At 70.4% G+C, this 20423-nt stretch carries 16 protein-coding genes and 1 tRNA gene; 15 read left to right on the top strand and 2 right to left on the bottom strand.

The features are described 5' to 3' along the window. The first annotated feature begins 165 nt into the window (after positions 1–165). From topA to BJ986_RS05260, 7 genes are all read left to right on the top strand, one after another. The gene (gene topA, locus BJ986_RS05290) at positions 166–2982 is read left to right on the top strand and encodes a type I DNA topoisomerase (protein WP_179421039.1); all 2817 of its coding nucleotides are present in this window, start codon (positions 166–168) and stop codon (positions 2980–2982) included. Between the two features lie 6 nt (positions 2983–2988). Further along, entirely contained in the window at positions 2989–4347 is a 1359-nt protein-coding gene (locus BJ986_RS05285) for a serine hydrolase domain-containing protein (RefSeq protein ID WP_179421038.1), read from the top strand. A gap of 19 nt (positions 4348–4366) precedes the next feature. Continuing rightward, complete coding sequence (locus BJ986_RS05280) at positions 4367–4960, top strand: ABC transporter ATP-binding protein (RefSeq protein ID WP_179421037.1); 594 nt, start codon at positions 4367–4369, stop codon at positions 4958–4960. 87 nt (positions 4961–5047) lie between these two features. Further along, the gene (locus BJ986_RS05275; RefSeq protein WP_179421036.1) at positions 5048–5821 is read left to right on the top strand and encodes a MerR family transcriptional regulator; all 774 of its coding nucleotides are present in this window, start codon (positions 5048–5050) and stop codon (positions 5819–5821) included. 94 nt (positions 5822–5915) lie between these two features. Next, entirely contained in the window at positions 5916–6533 is a 618-nt protein-coding gene (gene tmk, locus BJ986_RS05270; RefSeq protein WP_179421035.1) for a dTMP kinase, read from the top strand. Beyond that, complete coding sequence (locus BJ986_RS05265) at positions 6530–7669, top strand: DNA polymerase III subunit delta' (RefSeq protein ID WP_179421034.1); 1140 nt, start codon at positions 6530–6532, stop codon at positions 7667–7669. The genes tmk and BJ986_RS05265 overlap by 4 nt, the downstream gene beginning before the upstream one ends. 34 nt (positions 7670–7703) lie before the next feature. Continuing rightward, positions 7704–9245 (top strand): alpha/beta hydrolase, encoded by a 1542-nt coding sequence (locus BJ986_RS05260; protein ID WP_179421033.1) that lies wholly within the window; start codon positions 7704–7706, stop codon positions 9243–9245. A 26-nt stretch (positions 9246–9271) separates the two neighbouring features. Here the strand turns inward: BJ986_RS05260 and BJ986_RS05255 are convergent, their stop codons facing one another. Then, positions 9272–10063, bottom strand: a complete 792-nt coding sequence (locus BJ986_RS05255; protein ID WP_179421032.1) for an SIMPL domain-containing protein — start codon at positions 10061–10063, stop codon at positions 9272–9274. Positions 10064–10214: 151 nt separating this feature from the next. Here BJ986_RS05255 and BJ986_RS05250 point away from each other — a divergent pair. The 8 genes from BJ986_RS05250 (at position 10215) to BJ986_RS05215 (ending at position 19699) form a co-directional block, all read left to right on the top strand. Then, positions 10215–10288 (top strand) — tRNA-Thr (locus tag BJ986_RS05250). 209 nt (positions 10289–10497) lie between these two features. Beyond that, positions 10498–11106 carry a hypothetical protein gene (locus BJ986_RS05245; RefSeq protein WP_179421031.1) on the top strand — a complete coding sequence of 203 codons (609 nt, stop codon included), beginning with the start codon at positions 10498–10500 and terminating at the stop codon, positions 11104–11106. A gap of 54 nt (positions 11107–11160) precedes the next feature. Then, positions 11161–11469: a nuclear transport factor 2 family protein gene (locus BJ986_RS05240; RefSeq protein ID WP_179421030.1), complete on the top strand. Its 309-nt coding sequence runs from the start codon at positions 11161–11163 to the stop codon at positions 11467–11469. A gap of 81 nt (positions 11470–11550) precedes the next feature. Beyond that, positions 11551–13032: a GMC family oxidoreductase gene (locus tag BJ986_RS05235; protein WP_179421029.1), complete on the top strand. Its 1482-nt coding sequence runs from the start codon at positions 11551–11553 to the stop codon at positions 13030–13032. An 88-nt stretch (positions 13033–13120) separates the two neighbouring features. Next, complete coding sequence (locus BJ986_RS16595; RefSeq protein WP_179421028.1) at positions 13121–16069, top strand: helix-turn-helix transcriptional regulator; 2949 nt, start codon at positions 13121–13123, stop codon at positions 16067–16069. Between the two features lie 141 nt (positions 16070–16210). Next, the gene (locus BJ986_RS05225) at positions 16211–17473 is read left to right on the top strand and encodes an RNA polymerase sigma factor (protein ID WP_202881182.1); all 1263 of its coding nucleotides are present in this window, start codon (positions 16211–16213) and stop codon (positions 17471–17473) included. Between the two features lie 117 nt (positions 17474–17590). Next, entirely contained in the window at positions 17591–17794 is a 204-nt protein-coding gene (locus BJ986_RS05220; protein WP_179421026.1) for a hypothetical protein, read from the top strand. A 99-nt stretch (positions 17795–17893) separates the two neighbouring features. Continuing rightward, positions 17894–19699: a GAF domain-containing SpoIIE family protein phosphatase gene (locus BJ986_RS05215; protein WP_179421025.1), complete on the top strand. Its 1806-nt coding sequence runs from the start codon at positions 17894–17896 to the stop codon at positions 19697–19699. A gap of 4 nt (positions 19700–19703) precedes the next feature. On the opposite strand, the gene BJ986_RS05210 is transcribed toward BJ986_RS05215, so the two are convergent. Next, entirely contained in the window at positions 19704–20387 is a 684-nt protein-coding gene (locus tag BJ986_RS05210; RefSeq protein WP_179421024.1) for a phosphatase PAP2 family protein, read from the bottom strand. Positions 20388–20423 lie beyond the last annotated feature (36 nt).

Genomic DNA, 20423 nt, shown 5'->3' with positions numbered 1-20423 from the left:
CCTAGGCAGTTGAACATTAAACTAATCACGGGAGCCGCCCGCCGCACCCCACGGAATACGGACCAGACGCAGCGAACTTGACCCTCTCGGATACCGTCATCGGCGATGCCTTGTCCATGCAGCGACGAATCCGCTGCACAGGGGATCAGGAACTGAGGTTGAACCATGAGCGAAGGGCGCAAGCTCGTCATCGTCGAGTCGCCGGCCAAGGCGAAGACGATCGGCGGCTACCTGGGCAAGGACTGGGACGTCGAGGCGTCCGTCGGTCACATCCGCGACATCCCGACGCCGTCCGAGATGCCGGCCGAGATCAAGAAGGGCCCGTTCGGCCGGTTCGGCGTCGACGTCGACAACGGCTTCGAGGCCTACTACGTCGTCGACTCGGACAAGAAGAAGAAGGTCTCCGAGCTCAAGCGGCTGCTCAAGGGTGCCGACGAGCTCTACCTGGCCACTGATGAGGACCGCGAGGGCGAGGCCATCGCCTGGCACCTGCTCGAGGTGCTCCAGCCCAAGGTCCCGGTCAAGCGGATGGTCTTCCACGAGATCACCAAGGAAGCCATCCAGCGCGCGGCCAACACCACCCGCGACCTCGACGTGGCGATGGTCGACGCCCAGGAGACCCGGCGCATTCTCGACCGCCTCTACGGCTACGAGGTGAGCCCGGTCCTGTGGCGCAAGGTCAAGGCAGGCCTGTCCGCCGGTCGCGTGCAGTCGGTCGCGACCCGCATGGTCGTCGAGCGCGAGCGTGAGCGGATGGCCTTCGTGCGGGCGTCCTACTGGGACGTGGTCGGTGACTTCACCCCCGACGGTGCCGCCAACCAGTTCGGCGCGCGCCTGAGCGCGGTCGACGACGCCCGCGTCGCCACCGGTCGCGACTTCGCCGACGACGGCACGCTCAAGTCCAAGAACGTCGTCCACCTCGACGAGGAGACCGCGAACTCCATTGCGCGACAGGTGATCTCGGCTCAGGTCAAGGTCACCGGCGTCCAGGAGAAGCCCTACACGCGGCGCCCGTCTGCCCCGTTCACCACGAGCACCCTCCAGCAGGAGGCGTCGCGCAAGCTGCGCCTGTCGTCCAAGAACGCGATGCGGGTCGCCCAGCGGCTCTACGAGAACGGCTACATCACCTACATGCGTACCGACAGCACCACGCTGTCGGAGGCTGCCCTCACCGCGGCCCGACAGCAGGCGCGCGACCTGTATGGCGCGGAGTACGTCCCCGACTCCCCTCGCCGCTACGAGAAGAAGGTCAAGAACGCCCAGGAGGCGCACGAGGCCATCCGTCCGGCGGGGGACCGGTTCCGCACGCCGGCCCAGGTCGCGGGTGAGCTGCGTGGCGACGAGTTCGCGCTCTACGAGCTGATCTGGAAGCGCACGGTCGCCTCGCAGATGGCCGACGCCCGCGGGTCCACCGCCACCGTCAAGCTCGGCGCCACCCTCGACGACGGCCGGGTCGTGGAGTTCAGTGCCTCGGGCACCGTCATCACCTTCCGCGGGTTCCTCGCGGCCTACGAGGAGGGTCGCGACGAGGAGCGGGCCAGCAAGGCAGCCGAGGCCGAGGAGGAGCGCCGCCTGCCCAAGCTCAGCGAGGGCGTGGCGATCACCACGCTGCGCGCCGAGGCCGACGGGCACGAGACCTCACCGCCGCCGCGTTACACGGAGGCCACGCTCGTCAAGGCCATGGAGGAGAAGGGGATCGGCCGACCGTCGACCTATGCCTCCACCGTCGGCACCATCCAGGACCGTGGCTACGTCAACACCCGGGGCAACGCCCTGATCCCGACCTGGCTGGCCTTCGCGGTCACCCGGTTGCTCGAGGAGCACTTCACCGAGCTGGTGGACTACGACTTCACCGCGTCGATGGAGGAGGACCTCGACCGCATCGCCGGGGGCGATGAGCAGCGGGCGCGGTGGCTGCACCGGTTCTACTTTGGTGGCGATCTCGGCGGGGTCCAGGGTGCCGGGGCCGGCGGACTCGTCGGAGGCCCCGGTCAGGGACTCAAGCACCTGGTCGAGGACCTGGGTGAGATCGATGCCCGAGCGATCTCGACCATCGACATCGGTGACGGGATGGTCGTGCGCGTGGGCCGGTACGGCCCGTACGTCGAGGAGACCGTGCCGCAGGGGGTCGACCTGGCCACCGGCGAGATGACCGACGACGCCGCGACGACCCCGCGGCGCGCCACCATCAACGACGACATCGCCCCCGACGAGATGACTCCGGCCAAGGCCCGCGAGCTGCTCGAGCAGTCCGCGGACGACGGCAAGGTGCTCGGTCAGGACCCGGCCACCGGCCGCGACATCGTCGCCAAGGCCGGTCGCTACGGTCCGTACGTCACCGAGGTCCTCGACGAGGAGACCGCCGCCCTCAAGGGGAAGGCGAAGGTCAAGCCGCGCACGGCCAGCCTGTTCAAGGACATGGACCTCGCGACGCTGGACCTCGACACCGCTCTCAAGCTGCTCAGCCTGCCCCGGGTGGTCGGCACGTCCACCGAGGAGGACGGCACCGAGGTCGAGATCACGGCGCAGAACGGTCGCTACGGTCCCTACCTGAAGAAGGGCACCGACTCGCGCTCGCTGGCCACGGAGCAGCAGCTCTTCGACATCACGCTCGAGGAGGCGCTGGCCATCTACGCCCAGCCCAAGCAGCGTGGTCGGGCCGCCACCGCTCCGCTCAAGGAGCTCGGCAACGACCCCGTCTCGGGCAAGCCGATGGTGGTCAAGGACGGCCGCTTCGGGCCCTACGTCACCGACGGCGAGACCAACTCGACGCTGCGCAAGGGCGACGACCCCGAGTCGATCACCCCCGAACGTGGCGCCGAGCTGCTCGCGGAGAAGCGCGCCAAGGGGCCGACCACCCGCAAGCGGGCTGCGAAGAAGACGACGAAGAAGGCTGCGACGAAGACCGCGGCCAAGAAGTCGACTGCCAAGAAGTCGACTGCCAAGAAGTCCGCCGCCACGAAGACCGCCAGCAAGCGCTAGGCACCGATGTCGATCGAGACGACCACTGCCCGCCGGCTCGACCACCGCCTCGCGACCGAGCAGTCCGAGCACCGGCTGCCGTCGGTGTGCGCGGGGGTGGTGCGTGGTGGCGAGCTGGTGTGGTCGGGGGCGGTGGGCACGCTCTCCGGCCGCGCCGACGGTGTGCCGGCCACTGCTGACACGCAGTACCGCATCGGCTCGATCACCAAGACGTTCGTCGGGGTCGAGGTGATGCGGCTGCGCGATGAGGGACGGTTCGAGCTCAACGACCCGATCAGCAGCCACCTCGGCGAGACGGCCTCCACCGACTTCGGCGGCGTCACCATCGCCCAGCTGCTCTCGCACACGTCGGGTCTGCAGGCCGAGACGTCCGGTCCCTGGTGGGAGCGGACCCCCGGTGGCACGTGGTCCGACCTGCTCGCCAGCCGGCCGGCCCTGCGGTTCCGACGGGGCGCGCGGTTCCACTACTCCAACGTCGGGTATGCCGTGCTGGGCGAGCTCGTGGCCCGGCTCCGCGGCATGCCGTGGGGCGAGGCCGTCCAGGCGAATCTCCTTGACCCGCTTGGTATGCCGCGCACGACCCTGCGTCCCGTCGCGCCCTCGGCGCCGGGCTGGGGAGTGCACCCCCTGGCCGACCTGTTGCACGTCGAGCCCGAGCACGACGCCGGCGCGATGGCTCCGGCCGGGCAGCTCTGGTCGACCGTCACCGACCTGAGCCGCTGGGCGACGTTCCTCGCCGGCGACACGGCCGGGCTGCTCAGCCCGCAGACTCTCGACGAGATGTGCCTGCCCATCGCCGTCAACGACAACCCGCGCCAGGCCTGGACGGGAGCGCACGGGCTGGGCTGGCAGGTCTGGAACCTCGACGGCGTGCGGTATGCCGGTCACGGCGGCTCGATGCCCGGGTTCCTGGCCGGGCTGCGGGTCAACCGCGACACCGGCGACGGCTGCGTGGTCTTCGCGAACGCCACCTCGGGGATGGCCCTCGGCAACGACCTGCTCGACCTGCTCGCGGAGCACGAGCCCCTGCCCGTGACGCCCTGGTCGGCCGACGCCGACCAGGCGACCGGGCTGGAGCTGGTCGGTGACTGGTACTGGGGCACCACGGCATACGACCTGCGCCTGTCGGCTGACGGCCACCTCGTCCTGGGGGAGCCCGGTGCCCAGCGTGGCTCCCGGTTCCGGCCGACGGAGAACGGGTGGGTGGGCCTCGACAGCTACCACGAGGGTGAGCCGCTCGTCGTCGTCCGCGACCCGCAGGGGCGGCCGAACCACCTGGACCTCGGGTCGTTCCGCTTCAGCCGGACGCCGTACGACCCCGCCGCCGACATCCCCGGCGACATCCACCCCGACCGCTGGCACTGACCACGATGCAGGAGGTGGCATGCCCAACGACGCCACTGCGCAGCCGGCAGCCCTGCTCCAGACCCGGGCCCTGACCAAGGAGTTCCGTGGGTTCCGGGCCCTGTCGGACGTCAGCCTCAGCGTCGCAGAGGGCACGGTCCACGCCCTGGTCGGACCCCGCGGTGCGGGCAAGTCGACCGTGCTCAACCTGCTGACCGGGTTCCTCGCGCCCACGTCGGGCCGGATCCTCTTCCGCGGGGAGGACATCGCCGGTTGGCAGCCGGAACAGATCGCCCGCCTCGGCATCGCCAGGCCCCTCCGGATCACGAGCCTGGTCGACCAGCTGGGCGTCGTCGAGCACATCGAGCTGGCCCTGGCCCGGGACCCGCGGCTGTTGCTGCTCGACGAGCCGACGGCCGGGATGGGCAGGGAAGACGTCGACCGCATGATCACCCTGGTCAGCCAGGCCGCCGTGGGACGTGCCGTCGTCCTGGTCGACCACAACATGCGCGTGGTCCGGTCGCTGGCCGACACGGTGACGGTGCTGCAGGCGGGCCGGGTCCTGGCGGAGGGCAGCTATGACCAGGTGCGTCACGACGAGCGCGTCATCGCCGCCTACCTCGGACAGGGATGACCCGCGTGGCCGGTGAGGGACTCGAGGTCGGCGCAGCCGGCGACGGGGCTTGACCCTCACGCGGCGTGAGGCGTCACAGTGGTGCCCATGACCGAGAGGACGCAGACCCTGCTCACCGTGGGGCAGGTGGCCGAGCGGCTCGACGTGACGGTGCGGACCTTGCACCACTACGACGAGATCGGGCTGCTGCGGCCGAGCGAACGGTCGCCCGCGGGCTACCGGCTCTACACGGCGGACGACCTCACGCGCCTGCAGCACGTGGTGGTCTATCGCCGCCTCGGGTTCGCCCTGGAGGAGGTCGCACTCCTGCTGGCGCACCCCGAGAGCGTCGAGCAGCACCTGCGTCGTCAACGCGCAGCGGTCCAGCAACGGCTCGACGAGATGAAGGACCTCGTCGCGGCCATCAACCGAGCACTGGAGAGAGAGATGAACGACGAACACGCCACCGCCGAGGACATGATGGAGCTCTTCGGCGACGGCTTCGAAGACGCCCAGGCGGAGGCGGAGCAGCGTTGGGGTGACACCGATGCCTGGCAGCAGTCGCAGCGGCGCACGAAGAGCTACACGAAGGCCGACTGGGAGGCCGTCAAGGCGGAGAGCGACGCCCTGCACAAGGGTTTCACCGACGCCATGGACGCAGGGGAGCCGCCGACGAGCGTGGCGGCGATGGATGCGGCCGAGGCCCACCGGCTCAACATCGACCAGCGGTTCTACGACTGCCCGCCGCAGTTCCACCGCAACCTCGCCGACATGTACACCAGCGACCCGCGGTTCACGGCGACGTACGACGAGATCCGCCCGGGGATGGCGCAGTACGTCCGGGACGCCATCTACGCCAACGCGGATCGCCAGGAGCAGTAGCCCCACCGGCGCGGACTCCAGGGATGCCGCCTGGCCGTCCGCGGCATACCTCGCGGATGAGGGGCGTGTCCCCCCGCTGGCCTAGGCTCGGCCCGTGACCGACGGACTCTTCATCGCCTTCGAGGGCGGCGACGGCGCGGGCAAGTCCACCCAGGTGGCCCTGCTCCGCGAGGCCTTCGAGACCGCCGGTCGCACCGTGACCGTCACCCGCCAGCCCGGGGGCACGCCCCTGGGGCGCGAGATCCGTGACCTGGTGCTGCACGGCGCGCACGTGGCACCGCGTGCCGAGGCGCTGCTGTTCGCGGCAGACAAGGCACACCACGTCGACCAGCTCATCCGGCCCTCGCTCGAGCACGGCGAGGTGGTGCTGACCGACCGGTACACCGACTCCGCCGTCGCCTACCAGGGGGCCGGGCGGGACCTCGGCGCCCAGGAGATCCACGACCTGAACATGTGGGCGGTCGACGGGCTGGTGCCCGACCTGACGGTCGTCGTGGACGTGTCGGCGGAGGAAGGACGGCGCCGTCGCGGTGACGTGCACGACCGGCTCGAGGCCGAGCAGGACACCTTCCACGAGGCGATCCGTGCCCACTACCTCGCGATGGCCCAGGGCAACCCGGAGCGGTACGTCATCGTCGACGGCACGCTCTCGGCCGAGGCGATCCACGCCCAGGTCGTCGAGCGGCTGCGCACCATGGGGGCGCTCCCGTGACGGTGTGGCGCGACGTCATCGGCCAGGACACGGCGGTCGCGACCCTGCAGCGCGCGGTCACCGACACGACTGCCATGACGCATGCGTGGCTGCTGACCGGCCCACCCGGGTCAGGACGATCGGTGGCGGCCCGCGCATTCGCCGCAGCGCTCGAGTGCCCGCAGCACGGTTGCGGTGAGTGCCGCGAGTGCCGCACCGCGGTGGACGGCACCCATGCAGATGTGGATGTCATTGCCACCGAAGGACTGTCCATCAAGGTCGAGCAGGCTCGGGAGCTGGCGGCCATGTCGGCCCTGCGGCCCTCCGTCGGTCCGTTCCGGGTCATCATCGTCGAGGACGCCGACCGGCTGACGGAGCGGGCCGCCGACGCCCTCCTCAAGGCCATCGAGGAACCGGTGGCGCGCACGGTGTGGATCCTGTGCGCGCCGTCGCTGGAGGACGTCGTCATCACGATCCGCTCGCGCTCGCGGCACGTCCGGCTGCGCACGCCGCCGGCCGAGGCGGTCGCCGAGCTGCTGCACCGACGCGACGGCGTCGAGATGCCGATGGCCATGTATGCCGCGCGGGCGGCGCAGAGCCACGTCGGGCTCGCCCGGCGGCTGGCCCGGGACGAGGGAGCCCGGATCAGGCGGCGCGACGTGATCAGCCTGGCAGGGCGGATCCACGGTGTCGGCGACGCGATCGGCGCGGCCGCCGACCTCGCCTCCATCGCGGACGAGGAGTCCACGGCGGCTGCGGCGGAGCGTGACTCGGCGGAGCGCCAGCGGCTCATGGAGGTGCTGGGCGCCGACCCCTCGGCCCGCACGCAGCCACCTCACATCCGCAGCCAGCTCTCGGGGCTGGAGAAGGAGCAGAAGGCACGCGCCACCCGGCACTCCCGCGACGTCCTCGACCGGTCGCTCGTCGACCTCCTGTCGGTCTATCGCGACGCCCTCATCCTGCGCAGCGGAGCGGCGATCGGCCTGGTCAACCAGGACAGCCTCCCCATCGTCCAGGGGGTGGCTCGCTCGATGAGCGCCGAGCAGCTGCTCCACTCGATGGACGCGATCGGCACGGCGCGCGAGCGGATCGGGCTCAACGTCGCTCCCCTGCTCGCCCTCGAGGCCATGGCGATCTCCTTGCGTGTGCCGCAATGAGTGGTCCACGGACGCTCGGGATACGGTCGGACGCATGACGGTGAACGGACGAGTCCTGCTGGCGGCTGCCGCTGCGCTGGCCATGGGGCTGTCCGGGTGTTCCCTGCTCGGCGACGGGCCCAACACGGCTGTGCCGCCCGTGCCCCAGGCCAAGCGCACCGCCCCGACCGGGTCGGAGGCGCTCGCCACGTTCTACGGGCAGAAGCTCGACTGGAAGCGCTGCGGAGCCGGACAGTGCGCCGGGCTGTCGGTCCCGATGGACTACGCCAAGCCGGACGGCGCTGCGATCACCATCCAGGTGCTGCGGATGCCGGCCACCAAGCAGTCGCAGCGGATCGGGTCCCTCGTGGTCGACCCCGGCGGCCCGGGAGCCTCCGGCATCGACTACGCCCGGGCCGCTGACTTCATCGTGGGCAAGCCGGTGCGGCAGCGCTTCGACATCGTCGGGTTCGACCCCCGCGGGGTGCATCGCTCCCGCCCGGTCGACTGCCTCAGCGACGCCCAGATGGACACGTTCCTGGCGCAGGACCCCACCCCTGACACCCCGACCGAGGTGCAGTCCTTCATGGCGTCCATGAAGGACCTGGGCGCTGAGTGCCTCGCCAGGACCGGTCCGCTGCTCGCCCACATCTCCACCGAGGACTCCGCCAAGGACATGGACATCCTGCGGTCGGCCCTCGGCGACGCGAAGCTCAACTACCTCGGCAAGTCCTACGGCACCCAGCTCGGCGCGGTGTATGCCGGCCTGTTCCCTTCGCTGGTGGGCCGGTTCGTCCTCGACGGGGTCCTGCCTCCCGACCTGACCTGGGAGGAGACGGCGGTCGGCCAGGCCGACGGGTTCGAGCGCGCGGCGCACGCGTGGGCCCGGGACTGCGTCGCCCAGGGGGGCTGCCCTCTCGGTGACAGCGAGTCCGCCGTGATGACCCGCGTGGGCGGCCTGCTCAAGCAGCTCGACAGCTCGCCGGTGCCGATGAGGGACGGCCGCGAGTCGATGCTCACGGAGGGGTGGGCGAGCCTCGGCGTGGCCCAGGCGATGTACGACCAGGGGTCCTGGGGTGCGCTCACGGCAGCGTTGCAGCAGGTCCTGGTCAACGGCGATGGCACCAAGCTGATGCTCCTCGCCGACGAGTACGCGCGGCGCGTCCCCAGTGGCAGGTACACCGACAACCTGCTCGAGGCCTTCTATGCGATCAGCTGCCTGGACACCCCGGGGACCCCGGACCCGAAAGCCTACGAGGACGCGGTGGCCAAGGCGAGTGTCAAGGCTCCGGTGTTCGGTCCGGCGCTGGCGTGGGGTGCGGCAACGTGCAGCCAGTGGCCGGTCAAGGCGGGCCAGGGACCGCACAAGATCAGCGCCGCGGGCAGCGGACCGATCGTCGTCATCGGCACCACGCGTGACCCGGCGACCCCCTACGAGTGGGCGGTGCGCGAGCGAGAGCAGCTCGCGAACGCACGACTGCTGACCTTCGACGGCGACGGGCACACCGCCTACACGCGGTCCAACTCGTGCATCGACAACGCCGTCAACGACTACTACACGAGCGGCAAGGTCCCAGCCGACAAGACCTCCTGCTGACCGTTCCCGGCATACCTGAATCGTGGTCAGCTGAAGGCGTAGACGACGGTGATCGTCACGCCGACGGTGTCGCTGCCGGCCTGGATCGGTACCGGCGACGAGGCGTCCTTGGCGGAAACAGCGCGCAGGTCGTAGTTGATCGGCACGGGGTCGGCGACCGTCTCGGTGATGCTGACGACGCCACCCAGACCGCGACCCGCTGCCCTGGCGTACTGCTCGGCCTTGGTCCTGGCGTTCGCGACGGCTTGGTCGCGGGCGGCCGTGAGGAGCTTGCCGTTGTCCTCGAGGTCGAGGCTGATCCCGTTGACCTGCACGGCATTTCCGCCGGCGTTGATGGCTGCGGTGATGGCGTTGCCGGCGCTGCCCAGGCTGCGGAGAGTGGCGGTGACGCCTTCGCTGACCACGTAGCCCTTGATGACCGGGGTGCCGTTGGTCGGGTAGGAGTAGTCGGGCTGGACCTGAAGGTTCGAGGTCTGGATGTCCTTGGCGGCGGTGCCGCTGCGGCTGAGCGAGGACTGGACGCGACCCGTGAGCGCGTTCGCCGCGTCGAGGGCCTTCCCGACGGTGGCGCCACGGGTCTGGACGCTGAGGTCGAGTCGCAGGGTGTCCGGTTTGCCGGCGACGCGCGCGGTCCCTGTGACGGTGATGCCGGGACTGCTGCCGGTGGCCGCGGTGCCGGGCGTGGTCGGGCTGGGGTACGTGACGAGGGTCGCGGCGGAGGCTTCGCGACCGGAGTGGGAGCCGACCCAGAAGGCGCCTCCCAGCAACACGGCGGTCGCGACGGCGACCGCTCCACGGGACATCGGCTGGCTGGTCATGGGGATGGGACGGTATGCCGCGTGGCCGGGTTCCGCGGGTGGCGTTGCGAGTTGGGGCGGCCCTGCGGCGCACGCTTCCCGGTAGGTGCACGGCCGGTTCGGAAATCTGCGGGGTCATCCGTATACTCATCGTCCGTGCCTTCGGGCACCCGCCGCCTTAGCTCAGTCGGCCAGAGCGATTCACTCGTAATGAATAGGTCATCGGTTCGATTCCGATAGGCGGCTCGGCGAACGCCCTCCAGGCAACTGGGGGGCGTTTCTGCTGGTCAGAGTGGATGTTGCCTCGTGCGGAGGCGTCGTCGTGAAGCCACGCCAGGATCAGCCTGACCAGCGCGCAGAGCTGGCTGACGACGACGGGGCCGCCAACAACGCGGGGCCGAGCGAGGGTGCGAGTCCCGGGATGCCACGGCTCCGGATGCGGCACGATGGTTGCCGTGAGGACCCACCAGAATTCGCTCACCTTCGAGCAGGCGGTACCGAGGCGGGTCAGCGTCAGCCGGATGGCCTGCTGCCTCGTGCTGATCGCCTTCGGCGCCTACGTCATCTACGTGGGGATTCAGTTCCGGCACACGCTCGCTGGGGGCTACGAGGTTCTCGCGTTCGCGGTGCCCGTGGCCGCAGGCTTGGTGTTGGTGGCCGCAGGTTTGCTCTTCGCCGACCGGGTTGGCCGAGCTGCTTGGGTCTTGATCGGCAACGACGCGGTGACTCTGCATTCGCGTGGCGTCCTCTGTAGGGACGTGATCCTGCCGATGACCGAGATCACTGGCGTCCAGAGCTACCCCTGGCAGTACGCCTCCGCGGAGCTGCCTCGGGGAGCGGTCTCGGTCACGCCGCTCTCGATGGGGCCGTGGCTCGCCCTCTCAGTGGCCCCCCTCGTCCTTCCGGCCAGGCGAACCAGTTGGATGTGGCACTCGCTGTTCCGGGCGACGGACTTTACCCAGGTCCGGACTCCCTCATCGCGCCGAACCTGCTCCATGATCCTGTTCGGGACGACAGAAGCAGAGCAGGCCCTGGAGGCCATCCGTGACCACCTGCCCGCATAGTGCCTAGCCCGCAGGCGGAATCCGCCGCCAGCGACGGCGCGGGCTCGCCGGGCCATGTGGTCGAGCGTCGAACCGGTCACCGTGCTTGGCGCCTGGCGCAAGGCCAGTGGACAGCACGAGCTGGATGAGCTGTTCACCTCCCTCGGTGCAAGCTTCTCGGACTGCACCTCCTGCGCCGTCGAGGTGCTGTCATACGACGTGGTCGAGGACATGGCATACACCGCCGGGCTTGAGCACACCTCCGTCTCCGTTGACGGAGAGGCGCGGACGTACACGTTGCGCGTAACTCAGGTGTACCGACGCGAGAACGGCCAGTGGAAGCTCGCGCACCGACACGGCGACACGCTGGTGCCTGACGTTTAGGACCAAGCCCCAGACGGCCACGTCGCCCGTACCCGGTTCGGAATCGTTGCTGTCGTTTGACACGATGGGCATGCTGACCTCATGGCGGCAGTCGCATCGGCGGTTGTTGTCGGCGCGGGGAGCGCCGGGTGCATGGTCGCTGCGCAGATGGCCCGAGCCGGCCGAGACGTGGTTCTCGTCGAGGCCGGGGCCGACCTCCGCGGCCGTGAACCACCGCAGCTGCGCGATGGCTGGGGGCTCTACCGCGAGCATGCGTGGGGCTACGTCAGCGAACCAGACGCAGCGGGCGCGATGACCACCGTGTTGCGCACCAGGCTGGTGGGGGGCACGGCGTGGCTGACGCGCTTCGCGCTGCGAAACCACCCGGCCGATTACAAAGATTGGGACCAGCTGATCGGCGGGGGTTGGAGCTACCCCGAGGTGGTCGACGCGTTCAACACCATCGAGCAAGACCTCGAGTTCGGCGACAGCCCGTGGCACGGACAGCAGGGCCCGATCCCGGTCACCCGATACCCGGACGTGCCGTCGACCGAGTTCGACGGCGCCGTTCAGCAGGGACTTCGCGAGAGTCAGTTTCGATGGGAGCCAGACCTCAACCGGCCGGGGGCCACCGGGTTCGGACGGATACCGATGAACTCGATCGCAGGGCGCAGGGTGACGACCGTCGACCTGCTGAACGAGGCACACCCGAACCTGGAGCTTCACGCTGAGTCGCTCGCGGCCGAGGTCGTCTTCGAGGGGTCACGAGCTGTGGGGGTCCGTTTGAGCGACGGATCGACCATCCATGCTGACACCGTCGTGCTCGCGGCCGGTGTGTACGGCAGCCCGTGCCTGCTGATGCGTTCGGGGATTGGCCCTGCCGCGAGGCTCGCCGACCTCGGCATACGCGTCGTGGTGGATCTCGCCGGCGTGGGGGAGAACCTCTGCGATCATCCCGCCGTCTCCCTGGACGTCGGCTACCGCGGCGTGCAGCGTCCAGGTCCGCTTCTGCACACGATCGCGAGCTTCGCCTCCCCGGCCGGGGACAGTGGGGATGGCCGTCCCGACCTTGGCCTGTGGGGCAGCGATCCGGAGGGCGAGCCTGCGGAGGGCTGGCTGGACGTGCTGTTGTGGCGTCCACAGGGGCGTGGACGAGTGCGACTCAACTCCCGAGAGCCGGCGGAGCTGCCGCTAATTCGCCTGCCCAGCCTCACTGACGAGGATGTAGTGGTGCTGTCCCATGGCGTGCGCCAAGCCCTCGACGTGATGGCAGCACCGGCCCTGCAGGCGCTCGCCACCCCTGCGCACACGGCCGTCCCGGAGGGGTGGGAGGCCCTTGGTGGTTGGGTCCGGGACAACGCCTACTCGCTACCTCACACTGTCGGCACGTGCGGGATGGGAGCCTCGCCGCAAGGTGGCGCCGTTGTCGACGCCGCCGGCCGGGTGTATGGCGTGGACGGGTTGTACGTTGCGGACGCATCTGTCCTGCCCGGCCCACCAACCGGATTCCCGCACCTGGTCACGCTGATGATGGCATCCCGGATAACCGACAAGATCCTGGCCCACGCAGGATCACCGCGCTGACAACATCTGCACGGATGGCGGCAGGTGCGCCCGGCTCCTGCCTCTCGGGCGGGGTGACAACGGTGAGGGCAAGCGGGACACTGCGCGCATGGGTTCAGCCCAGGCGGCTCAGCTGGTGCCGCTCGTCGGCCGAGGCGCGGAACAGGGGCGCCTAGCGGCGTTGCTTGACGGGGTTGCGCAGGGGACGCCGGGGGTGCTGCTGGTCGGTGGCGAGGCCGGGGTCGGCAAGACCGCTTTGGTGCGGGACGCGTGTGCGCGGTTCTCCGGGCAGGTGCTGTGGGGGACGTGCGTGCATTTCGTGGGCACGCCTGTCCCGTTTGCCGCCGTCGTGTCGGCGTTGGAGGGGTGGCTCGCAGCGGCCAGTGGGCCAGAGCGGGTTGAGGTGTTGTCCGGGCTCGACGCGCTGCGTGCCCTTCTGCCCAGCAGCCCGTCAGCGGGCGCCGTCGAGCCCGGTGTGCTGCTCACTCAGCTCGACGCCGCACTGCTGCGCATCGCGCAACGTGACCCGCTTGTCCTGGTGGTGGACGACCTGCAGTGGGCGGATCCGTCGACTCTTGACCTGCTCGCGTTCCTCGTCGCGGGGCTGGGGTCCGAGCGGGTCGGGGTCATCGCGACCGTTCGTGACGAGGACCGCCCGGACGGCCATCTGGTCAACGGGTGGGTGGCCGACCTTCGACGGATGCCGCCCGTGAGCGAGGTTCACCTGGAACGCCTGGGGGAACAGGACACTGCCGACCAGGTCGAGACCCTGCTGGGCGCCCAAGGCGCCGACCCCGGCTTGGGCGCGCGGGTGTACGCCCGCTCGGGCGGCAACCCCTACCTCACCGAGCTCATCGCGGCGGAGCCCGCCGAGCTGCTGTCCACGAGTCCAGTGGCTGAGGCCCTTCGGGCGGCAGTCCTGCTGCGCTGGCATGGGCTCAGTGAACCGGCGCGTGGGGTGACACGTGTCCTCGCGATCGGCGGCCGACCCGTGGGGGTCGACGTACTGGAGGGAGTCGTCGGGCTCCTCGGCGACCGCAGCGCGTTCGGCGCAGACGTGCGCGAAGGGCTGGCCGAGGGCGTGGCCGCTGGTGTGCTCGCCCACTGCGACGGCGGGCGGGTGTGGTTCCGCCACCCGCTCATCGCCGACATTCTGACTGGCGACGCAACAGGCCCTGACCCCAGCTCGGTCCATTCGGCGTACGCCAAGGTGCTCGCACATCGGAGCGGGTCCGAGCCTGGGGACGTAGCCAGTCACCACGAGCTGGCCGGGGAGTGGACCGAGGCATACCGGTGGTCGCTGACCGCTGCACAGTTCACCGCCGCAGCGCAGGGCTTTGTCGAACACCTGCAGCATCTGCAGCGGGCCTGCGGGCTGTGGCCACGCGTTCGAGCAGCGACGGCACCGACCAGCGAGTACGTGGACCTGCTCTTGCGCACCAGCCGGGCCGCCCAGTGCGTTGCCGAACCCGAACAGGCCCTGTCCCTGATCGACGAGGCGCTGTCGCTCACCGAGCGTGCGGACAGTCCCGCTCTGGCCTGCAGGCTGCTGACGTTGCGGCACCGGATGCAGGTCGAGGCCGAGCATCTGGCGTGGACCGGGGTCACGACCGCCCTCCGCGAGGCGGAGCAGATCGTGCAGTCGCTGCCGGGGACCGCGGAGCGGGCCATCGTGGACTCCTCGCTCGCCTGGACGGAGATCTGGGCGGGTCGCGAACGGGGCCGTGAGCTTGCTGACGAGGCCCTTCGGGCGGCGCGGGCGACGGGTTCCCCGGATGCGCTCATCCCCGCACTGGTCGTGAGCGCGTTGGCTCACCCGGCCAGCGCCGAGGCCCTCGGCTGGCTCGAGGAGGCGTACGAGCTGGCCAGGGTCAGTGGTGCTGCGGCCGAGATGGCCGATGCAGCCCTGGGCGTGCACAACCTCCACCAGGCGCATGGGCAGTATGCGGCGGCGTTGGAGTCTGGCCTGCGCCGGGGCGCTGACCTGTTCCTGGCCGGCGCGCCGGTCCTCGCAAGGTTCGTGCTGACCTCGGCCGCGTACTTCGCGCTGTGCCTGGGGCAGTGGGAGACGGCCCAGGCGAGCCTGCGTCCGGCGTTGGCTGCTGCTGACGGTGGACACCGGGAGGCCGTCGCGCGCGCAACGATGGCAATCCTGTGCGCCCGCCGAGGTGAGCTCGCGGCGGCGCAGCGACAACTGGACAGGGCGGCGCAGATCTCGACGACGCAGTACATGGGCACGGCGACCTACCCGTACGGGGCGGTGGAGCTCCTGCTGGCTCAACGCAAGCCCGATCTGGCCCTCGATGTGGTGGACGCCGAGATCGGTGCGGTCGTCCTCGGCGATCCGCGCGACAGTGACGAGCTCCTCGTTCTGGCGGCGCGCGCCGCGGCAGATCTCGCGCAGGACGGGCGTGACCGCGGGCAGCGGGACGTGGTCCAGGTGGCGCAGGAGCGCCTGCGTGCTGTCCTGGCTGCAGGCTGGGGCGATCGGAGGCCGTTCACGGCATGGGACGACGCGGACCTGCTGACCCCGGCCGTGCGGGCCATGTATGAGGCGGAGCTGGCACGCCTTGACGACCGACCTGACCAGGCGCATTCCTGGGCTCGCGCGCACCGCGCTTGCCAGCGAGCCGGGCGGCGTTGGGATGAGGCGGTGGCCGCCGCCCATGAGGCGCATGCCGCGTTGCGCGCTGGCCAGCCTCGGCCGCGGGCGGCCGAGCTCCTGCGTGAGGCCATGGGCATCGCCCTCGAGCTGGGCGCGGCGCCGCTGCGTCGCCGTGTCGAGACCACCGCCGCAGCAGCCCACCTTGTCCTCGAACCCATCGCCGAGGCATCACTGTCGGTCCCAGAAGGGCGGCCATGGACTGGGCTTACTCCCCGCGAGCAGGAGGTGTTGGCTCATGTGGTCGCGGGCCGCTCGAACACGGAGATCGCCAAGGCGCTGTTCATCAGCGACAAGACCGTCAGCGTGCACATCTCCAACATCCTGCGTAAGTCCGGCACGACCAGTCGCGTCGACGCGGCTGCGTGGGCGACCCGGCTCGCTGACGCGCCCTGACGGTAGCAGTCCGAATGGCCCGGTAGCGCCCGCCCACGTCCAGGTCCTTGAAACGCATCCCGGACGGGTGTCGGATCGGGGCAAGGCCGTTCGTGGACCAGGTGAGCGGTCGCCCACCGGGGGCGCCCCCAACCGCAGGAGATGACTCGAGATGCAGCACCGGCCGTTCCTGTGAGCGACGTCGACGCGCGGGAGGCGGTCGCCCGATCCCACCGTGAGGAGTGGGCGCGCCTGGTGGCCTCGCTGACACGGCGGTTCGGTGACCTCGACATCGCCGAGGAGGCGGTGGCCGAGGCGTTCGCGACCGCCCTCGAGCGGTGGCCAGCCCACGGCATACCTCCGAATCCGGGTGGGTGGCTGACGACCACCGCCAACCGCAAGGCCATCGACCGGATCCGGCGCGAGAGCAAGCTGGACGGCAAGGTGAAGGAGGCCCAGAGGGTGTTCGACGACGACCCGCCTGAGCCTCTCGGCGCCATCGACGACGACCGGCTGCGGCTGCTCTTCACCTGTTGCCACCCGGCGCTGGCGATGGAGGCGCGGGTGGCCCTGACGCTGCGCATGGTCGGTGGCCTGACCGTGCCCGAGATCGCCCGGGCCTTCCTCGTGCAGGAGACCGCGATGGGGCAGCGGGTCACCCGCGCGAAGGCCAAGATCAAGGCGGCACACGTCCCCTACCGGGTGCCCGCCGCCGAGGACCTCCCGGCACGGGTGTCAGGGGTGCTCGCCGTCCTCTTCCTCGTCTTCAACGAGGGGTACCTGTCCACGGGCGCCGACACCGACCCGGTCCGGCACGACCTCACCGGCGAGGCGATCCGGCTGGGTCGCCTGCTCCGTGCCCTCCTGCCGCAGGACGGCGAGGTGGCCGGGTTGCTGGCGCTGATGCTCCTCACCGAGGCGCGCGGCGCCGCGCGGGTCTCGGCGAGCGGTGAGCTGGTGACGCTGGGCGAGCAGGACAGGGGCACCTGGGACGCGGCACTGGTCGCCGAGGGCCATCGACTGGTGCGCGAGCGGTTGGTCGCGGGAGTGGCTCCGGGGCGCTATCAGCTCCTCGCCGCGATCAACGCCGTGCACACCTCGGCTCGTGACGTCCGCGACACCGACTGGTCTCAGGTCGTCGCGCTGTACGACCAGCTCGTGAGGCTCGACCCGTCGCCGATCGTGGCCCTCAACCGGGCCGTGGCGGTGGCCGAGCTCGACGGCCCCGAGGTCGCCCTCGCGGCGGTCGACCGCCTCGAGGACCGGTTGGCCGGCTACCACGCCTACCATGCGACCCGGGCCGACCTGCTGCGTCGGACCGGGCGCAGCCAGGCGTCCCGAGCGGCCTACGGGCGGGCCATCGAGCTGGCCGGCAACACCGCCGAGGTGGCCTACCTCAGTCGCCGCAGGGACCAGCTGGGGTAGTCCCGTCGGAAGGTGTCCAAGGGTGGCAATAGCTCGATGTGATGACGCTGGATGGCGTACGCCATACGCCTGTGTATGACGTACGTCCTTTGCGGCTGGGGCCCATAGTGTCGACGGATGGTCGACGATTCCGACTCGGAGTTGACCGACGCCGTGCTGCGTTCGGAGATCGAGCTGTTGGCAGAGCTGATCGCCGTCGTCAGTGAGGTTCCGGGGCGGCTCACGGACACCCAGGTCGACGTGGTCCTCGGCCTCCTCCCTCCGGTCCCACGGGCCGGCAGGGACGACGGCGGCGGCTCTCCCGCGCACACGGCGTCGTGACCACGGGCGCGGCCGCAGCGCCCTGACCTCGCACAATTCCCCGGATCGGGTTATCGGCGAACCTGCGCCTGACCGGGCGCTCACTGCCATCATGGCGACATGACGCAGGAGTCGGGCACGCAGACGCGCCTGGACCACCGGCTGACCGGACTGGCCCGCGTGACGGCAGAGCTCACCCGCGCGGAGAGTGCGGAGGGTGTCACGAGCATCGTCGTGGAGCACAGCTCTGAGGCAGTGGGAGCCACGATGGCCTCCCTCAGCCTCAGGGACGGACCCGACGTGATCCGGCTCGCGGGGCTGCGCGGTGGCAGTGACGAAGACGTCGAGGCCTACGCCACGTTCCCCTTGTCGATGCCAAGTCCTGCTGCTGACGTCATCCGCTCGGGGCGTCGGCTGCTGCTGGCCGGACGCAGTGCGATCCTCGACGCCTACCCGGACACCCCGCGGATCGACCGGGGTGACCGCCTGTTGCTCGTCCTGCCGTTGAACACCGCCACCGAAACCCTGGGCGCGATCGGGCTGTCCTTTCCGGCGCGGCGCTCGTTCGAGCCGTCCGAGCTGGACTGCCTCGACATCCTGGCGGACACCTGCGCGCAGGCCCTGCAGCGCGTCCAGGCCGAGCAGGAGTCAGCCGACCGCCAGGCCAAGCTGACCTTCCTCGCCGAGGCGTCGGCTGAGCTCGCCAGCAGCCTCGACTACGAGGCCACCCTCGCGCGGGTGGCCCAGCTCGCCGTGCCGACCTTCGCCGACTGGTGTGCGATCGACCTGCTCAAGGACAACCGCCTGCGCCGGCTGGCCGTCGCCCATGTCGACCCCGCCAAGGTGGCCTTCGCGCACGAGCTCGCGGAGCGGTATCCGTCGGACCCGGAGTCCACCAGCGGCGCCTGGCAGGTGATCAGGACCGGACGCAGCGAGCTGATCGCGGATATCACCGACGACATGCTCGTTGCGGGGTCGCGGGACGAGGAGCAGCTGCGGATCGCGCGGGAGCTGGCGTTGCACAGCGTGGTCACGGTGCCGCTCATCGCCCGAGGCCGGACCCTGGGGGTCATCACCTGGGTGAGCGCGGAGTCCAAGCGCCGCTACACCCGACGCGACCTCGAGTTCGCCGAGGACCTCGGTCGACGGGCGGCGGTGTCCATCGACAACTCCGAGCTGCACAGCGAGACGCTGGCGGTCGCGGTGCGGCTGCAGCATGCTGTCCTGCCTGCTGGCCTGCCCACGATCGCGGGATGTGACGTGGCGGCGCGCTACCTGCCGTCGGGTCGCACCGAGGTGGGTGGGGACTTCTACGACGTGATCGCCCTGCCGGACGGCCGGGTGGCCCTCTTCGTCGGGGACGTGATGGGACGTGGGGTGGCCGCCGCCGCATCCATGGCGCAGATGCGCGCCTCGGTGCGGGCCTACATCGCGACGGACCCGTCGCCCGAGGTGGTCCTCACCAAGCTGGACAGGATGCTCACGTCCTACGGGGACGACCATTTCGTCACGCTGGCCTACCTGCTGGCCGACCCGGCCCGCAACGAGCTGCTGATCGCGAACGCGGGCCACCCCGCCCCTATCCTGCTTCGCGCGGACTCGTCCGTCGAGCAGGTCCCCAGTGCGAATGGTGGTCCGCTGGCGATCGGGGGCGGACAGCGTCACCAGCACACGGTGCGGTTCGATGCGGGTGACACCGTCCTGCTCTTCACCGATGGGCTGATCGAGCGTCGCACCGAGGACATCGACACCGGCCGCGCCAGGCTCTCAGCTGCCGTCGGGGCCCTGGCGGACCCCGACCTGGACCAGGGTCTGGGGAGCACCATCGCTGGGGCCGCCGACGAGAGCCACGACGACGACGTGGCCGCGGTCGCGCTGCGCCGCCACCCTGCGGTGCCTCGCGTGCCGGACCCGCAGACCGCCTGACGAGCTAGGCGTTCTTGCGCCGCAGGTACGCCCAGGCCAGCAGCGCGCAGACGATGCCGTTGAGCGCGCCGACGATGATGTCGGTCAGGTGGTGCATGCCCCGGTAGAGACGGGCCCACGCCACGAGCAGTGGGATGATGAGGAACACCGTCGTCACGACGCGGCGCAGCACCGCGTGCTCGATCCGCTGCGCCAGCATCGCGAAGGTGAGGTACAGGGCGGTCGACGCGCCGACGTGGCCGCTCGGGTAGCTCGAGGTGGGGGGAGCCGGGTCGAGGTGCGGCACGTGCGGTCGCGGCCTGCCGACGATCGTCGTCGCGATGACGAACACCGTGGCCTGGAGGGAGATCGCGATGGCTGGGATGATGGCCACCCACCACTCGCGGGTGCGCCACCAGATCAGGCCGACGGCCAGCACGCACACCGCGATGACGTACTCGGTGTTGCCGATGTGCGACCACACCATGGTCACGCTGTCCCAGGTGGCAGTGCGCAGGCTCTGGGCGTCCTTGCTGACGGTCTCCTCCGACGGGAGGCCACCGAGTGGGCCCTTGATGAGGAAGCCGACCCCCACGATGGCCGCCCACAGGACCACTGCGGGAAGGATGGCCCGCAGGAACCCGTCCCGGAGTGCGGAGCCCGCCGTGGGCCTGGAGCGGTCATCGGTGTAACGCGTCAGGAAGCTCATGGTGTCCTACTCAGGGTCGGGTGCGCGGCTGCCCGA

The sequence above is a fragment of the Pedococcus badiiscoriae genome, assembly GCF_013408925.1.
GTDB classification, from domain to species: Bacteria; Actinomycetota; Actinomycetes; order Actinomycetales; family Dermatophilaceae; genus Pedococcus; species Pedococcus badiiscoriae.
This window is presented reverse-complemented; position numbering and strand designations above follow the sequence as displayed.

Excerpts from the sequence above, each read along its gene's own strand:
- topA (WP_179421039.1), top strand. The coding sequence starts at position 166 with ATGAGCGAAGGGCGCAAGCTCGTCATCGTCGAGTCGCCGGCCAAGGCG.
- BJ986_RS05285 (WP_179421038.1), top strand. The coding sequence starts at position 2,989 with ATGTCGATCGAGACGACCACTGCCCGCCGGCTCGACCACCGCCTCGCG.
- BJ986_RS05280 (WP_179421037.1), top strand. The coding sequence starts at position 4,367 with ATGCCCAACGACGCCACTGCGCAGCCGGCAGCCCTGCTCCAGACCCGG.
- BJ986_RS05275 (WP_179421036.1), top strand. The coding sequence starts at position 5,048 with ATGACCGAGAGGACGCAGACCCTGCTCACCGTGGGGCAGGTGGCCGAG.
- BJ986_RS05260 (WP_179421033.1), top strand. The coding sequence starts at position 7,704 with ATGACGGTGAACGGACGAGTCCTGCTGGCGGCTGCCGCTGCGCTGGCC.
- BJ986_RS05255 (WP_179421032.1), bottom strand. The coding sequence starts at position 10,063 with ATGACCAGCCAGCCGATGTCCCGTGGAGCGGTCGCCGTCGCGACCGCC.
- BJ986_RS05240 (WP_179421030.1), top strand. The coding sequence starts at position 11,161 with ATGTGGTCGAGCGTCGAACCGGTCACCGTGCTTGGCGCCTGGCGCAAG.
- BJ986_RS05235 (WP_179421029.1), top strand. The coding sequence starts at position 11,551 with ATGGCGGCAGTCGCATCGGCGGTTGTTGTCGGCGCGGGGAGCGCCGGG.
- BJ986_RS16595 (WP_179421028.1), top strand. The coding sequence starts at position 13,121 with ATGGGTTCAGCCCAGGCGGCTCAGCTGGTGCCGCTCGTCGGCCGAGGC.
- BJ986_RS05225 (WP_202881182.1), top strand. The coding sequence starts at position 16,211 with ATGACTCGAGATGCAGCACCGGCCGTTCCTGTGAGCGACGTCGACGCG.
- BJ986_RS05220 (WP_179421026.1), top strand. The coding sequence starts at position 17,591 with ATGGTCGACGATTCCGACTCGGAGTTGACCGACGCCGTGCTGCGTTCG.
- BJ986_RS05215 (WP_179421025.1), top strand. The coding sequence starts at position 17,894 with ATGACGCAGGAGTCGGGCACGCAGACGCGCCTGGACCACCGGCTGACC.
- BJ986_RS05210 (WP_179421024.1), bottom strand. The coding sequence starts at position 20,387 with ATGAGCTTCCTGACGCGTTACACCGATGACCGCTCCAGGCCCACGGCG.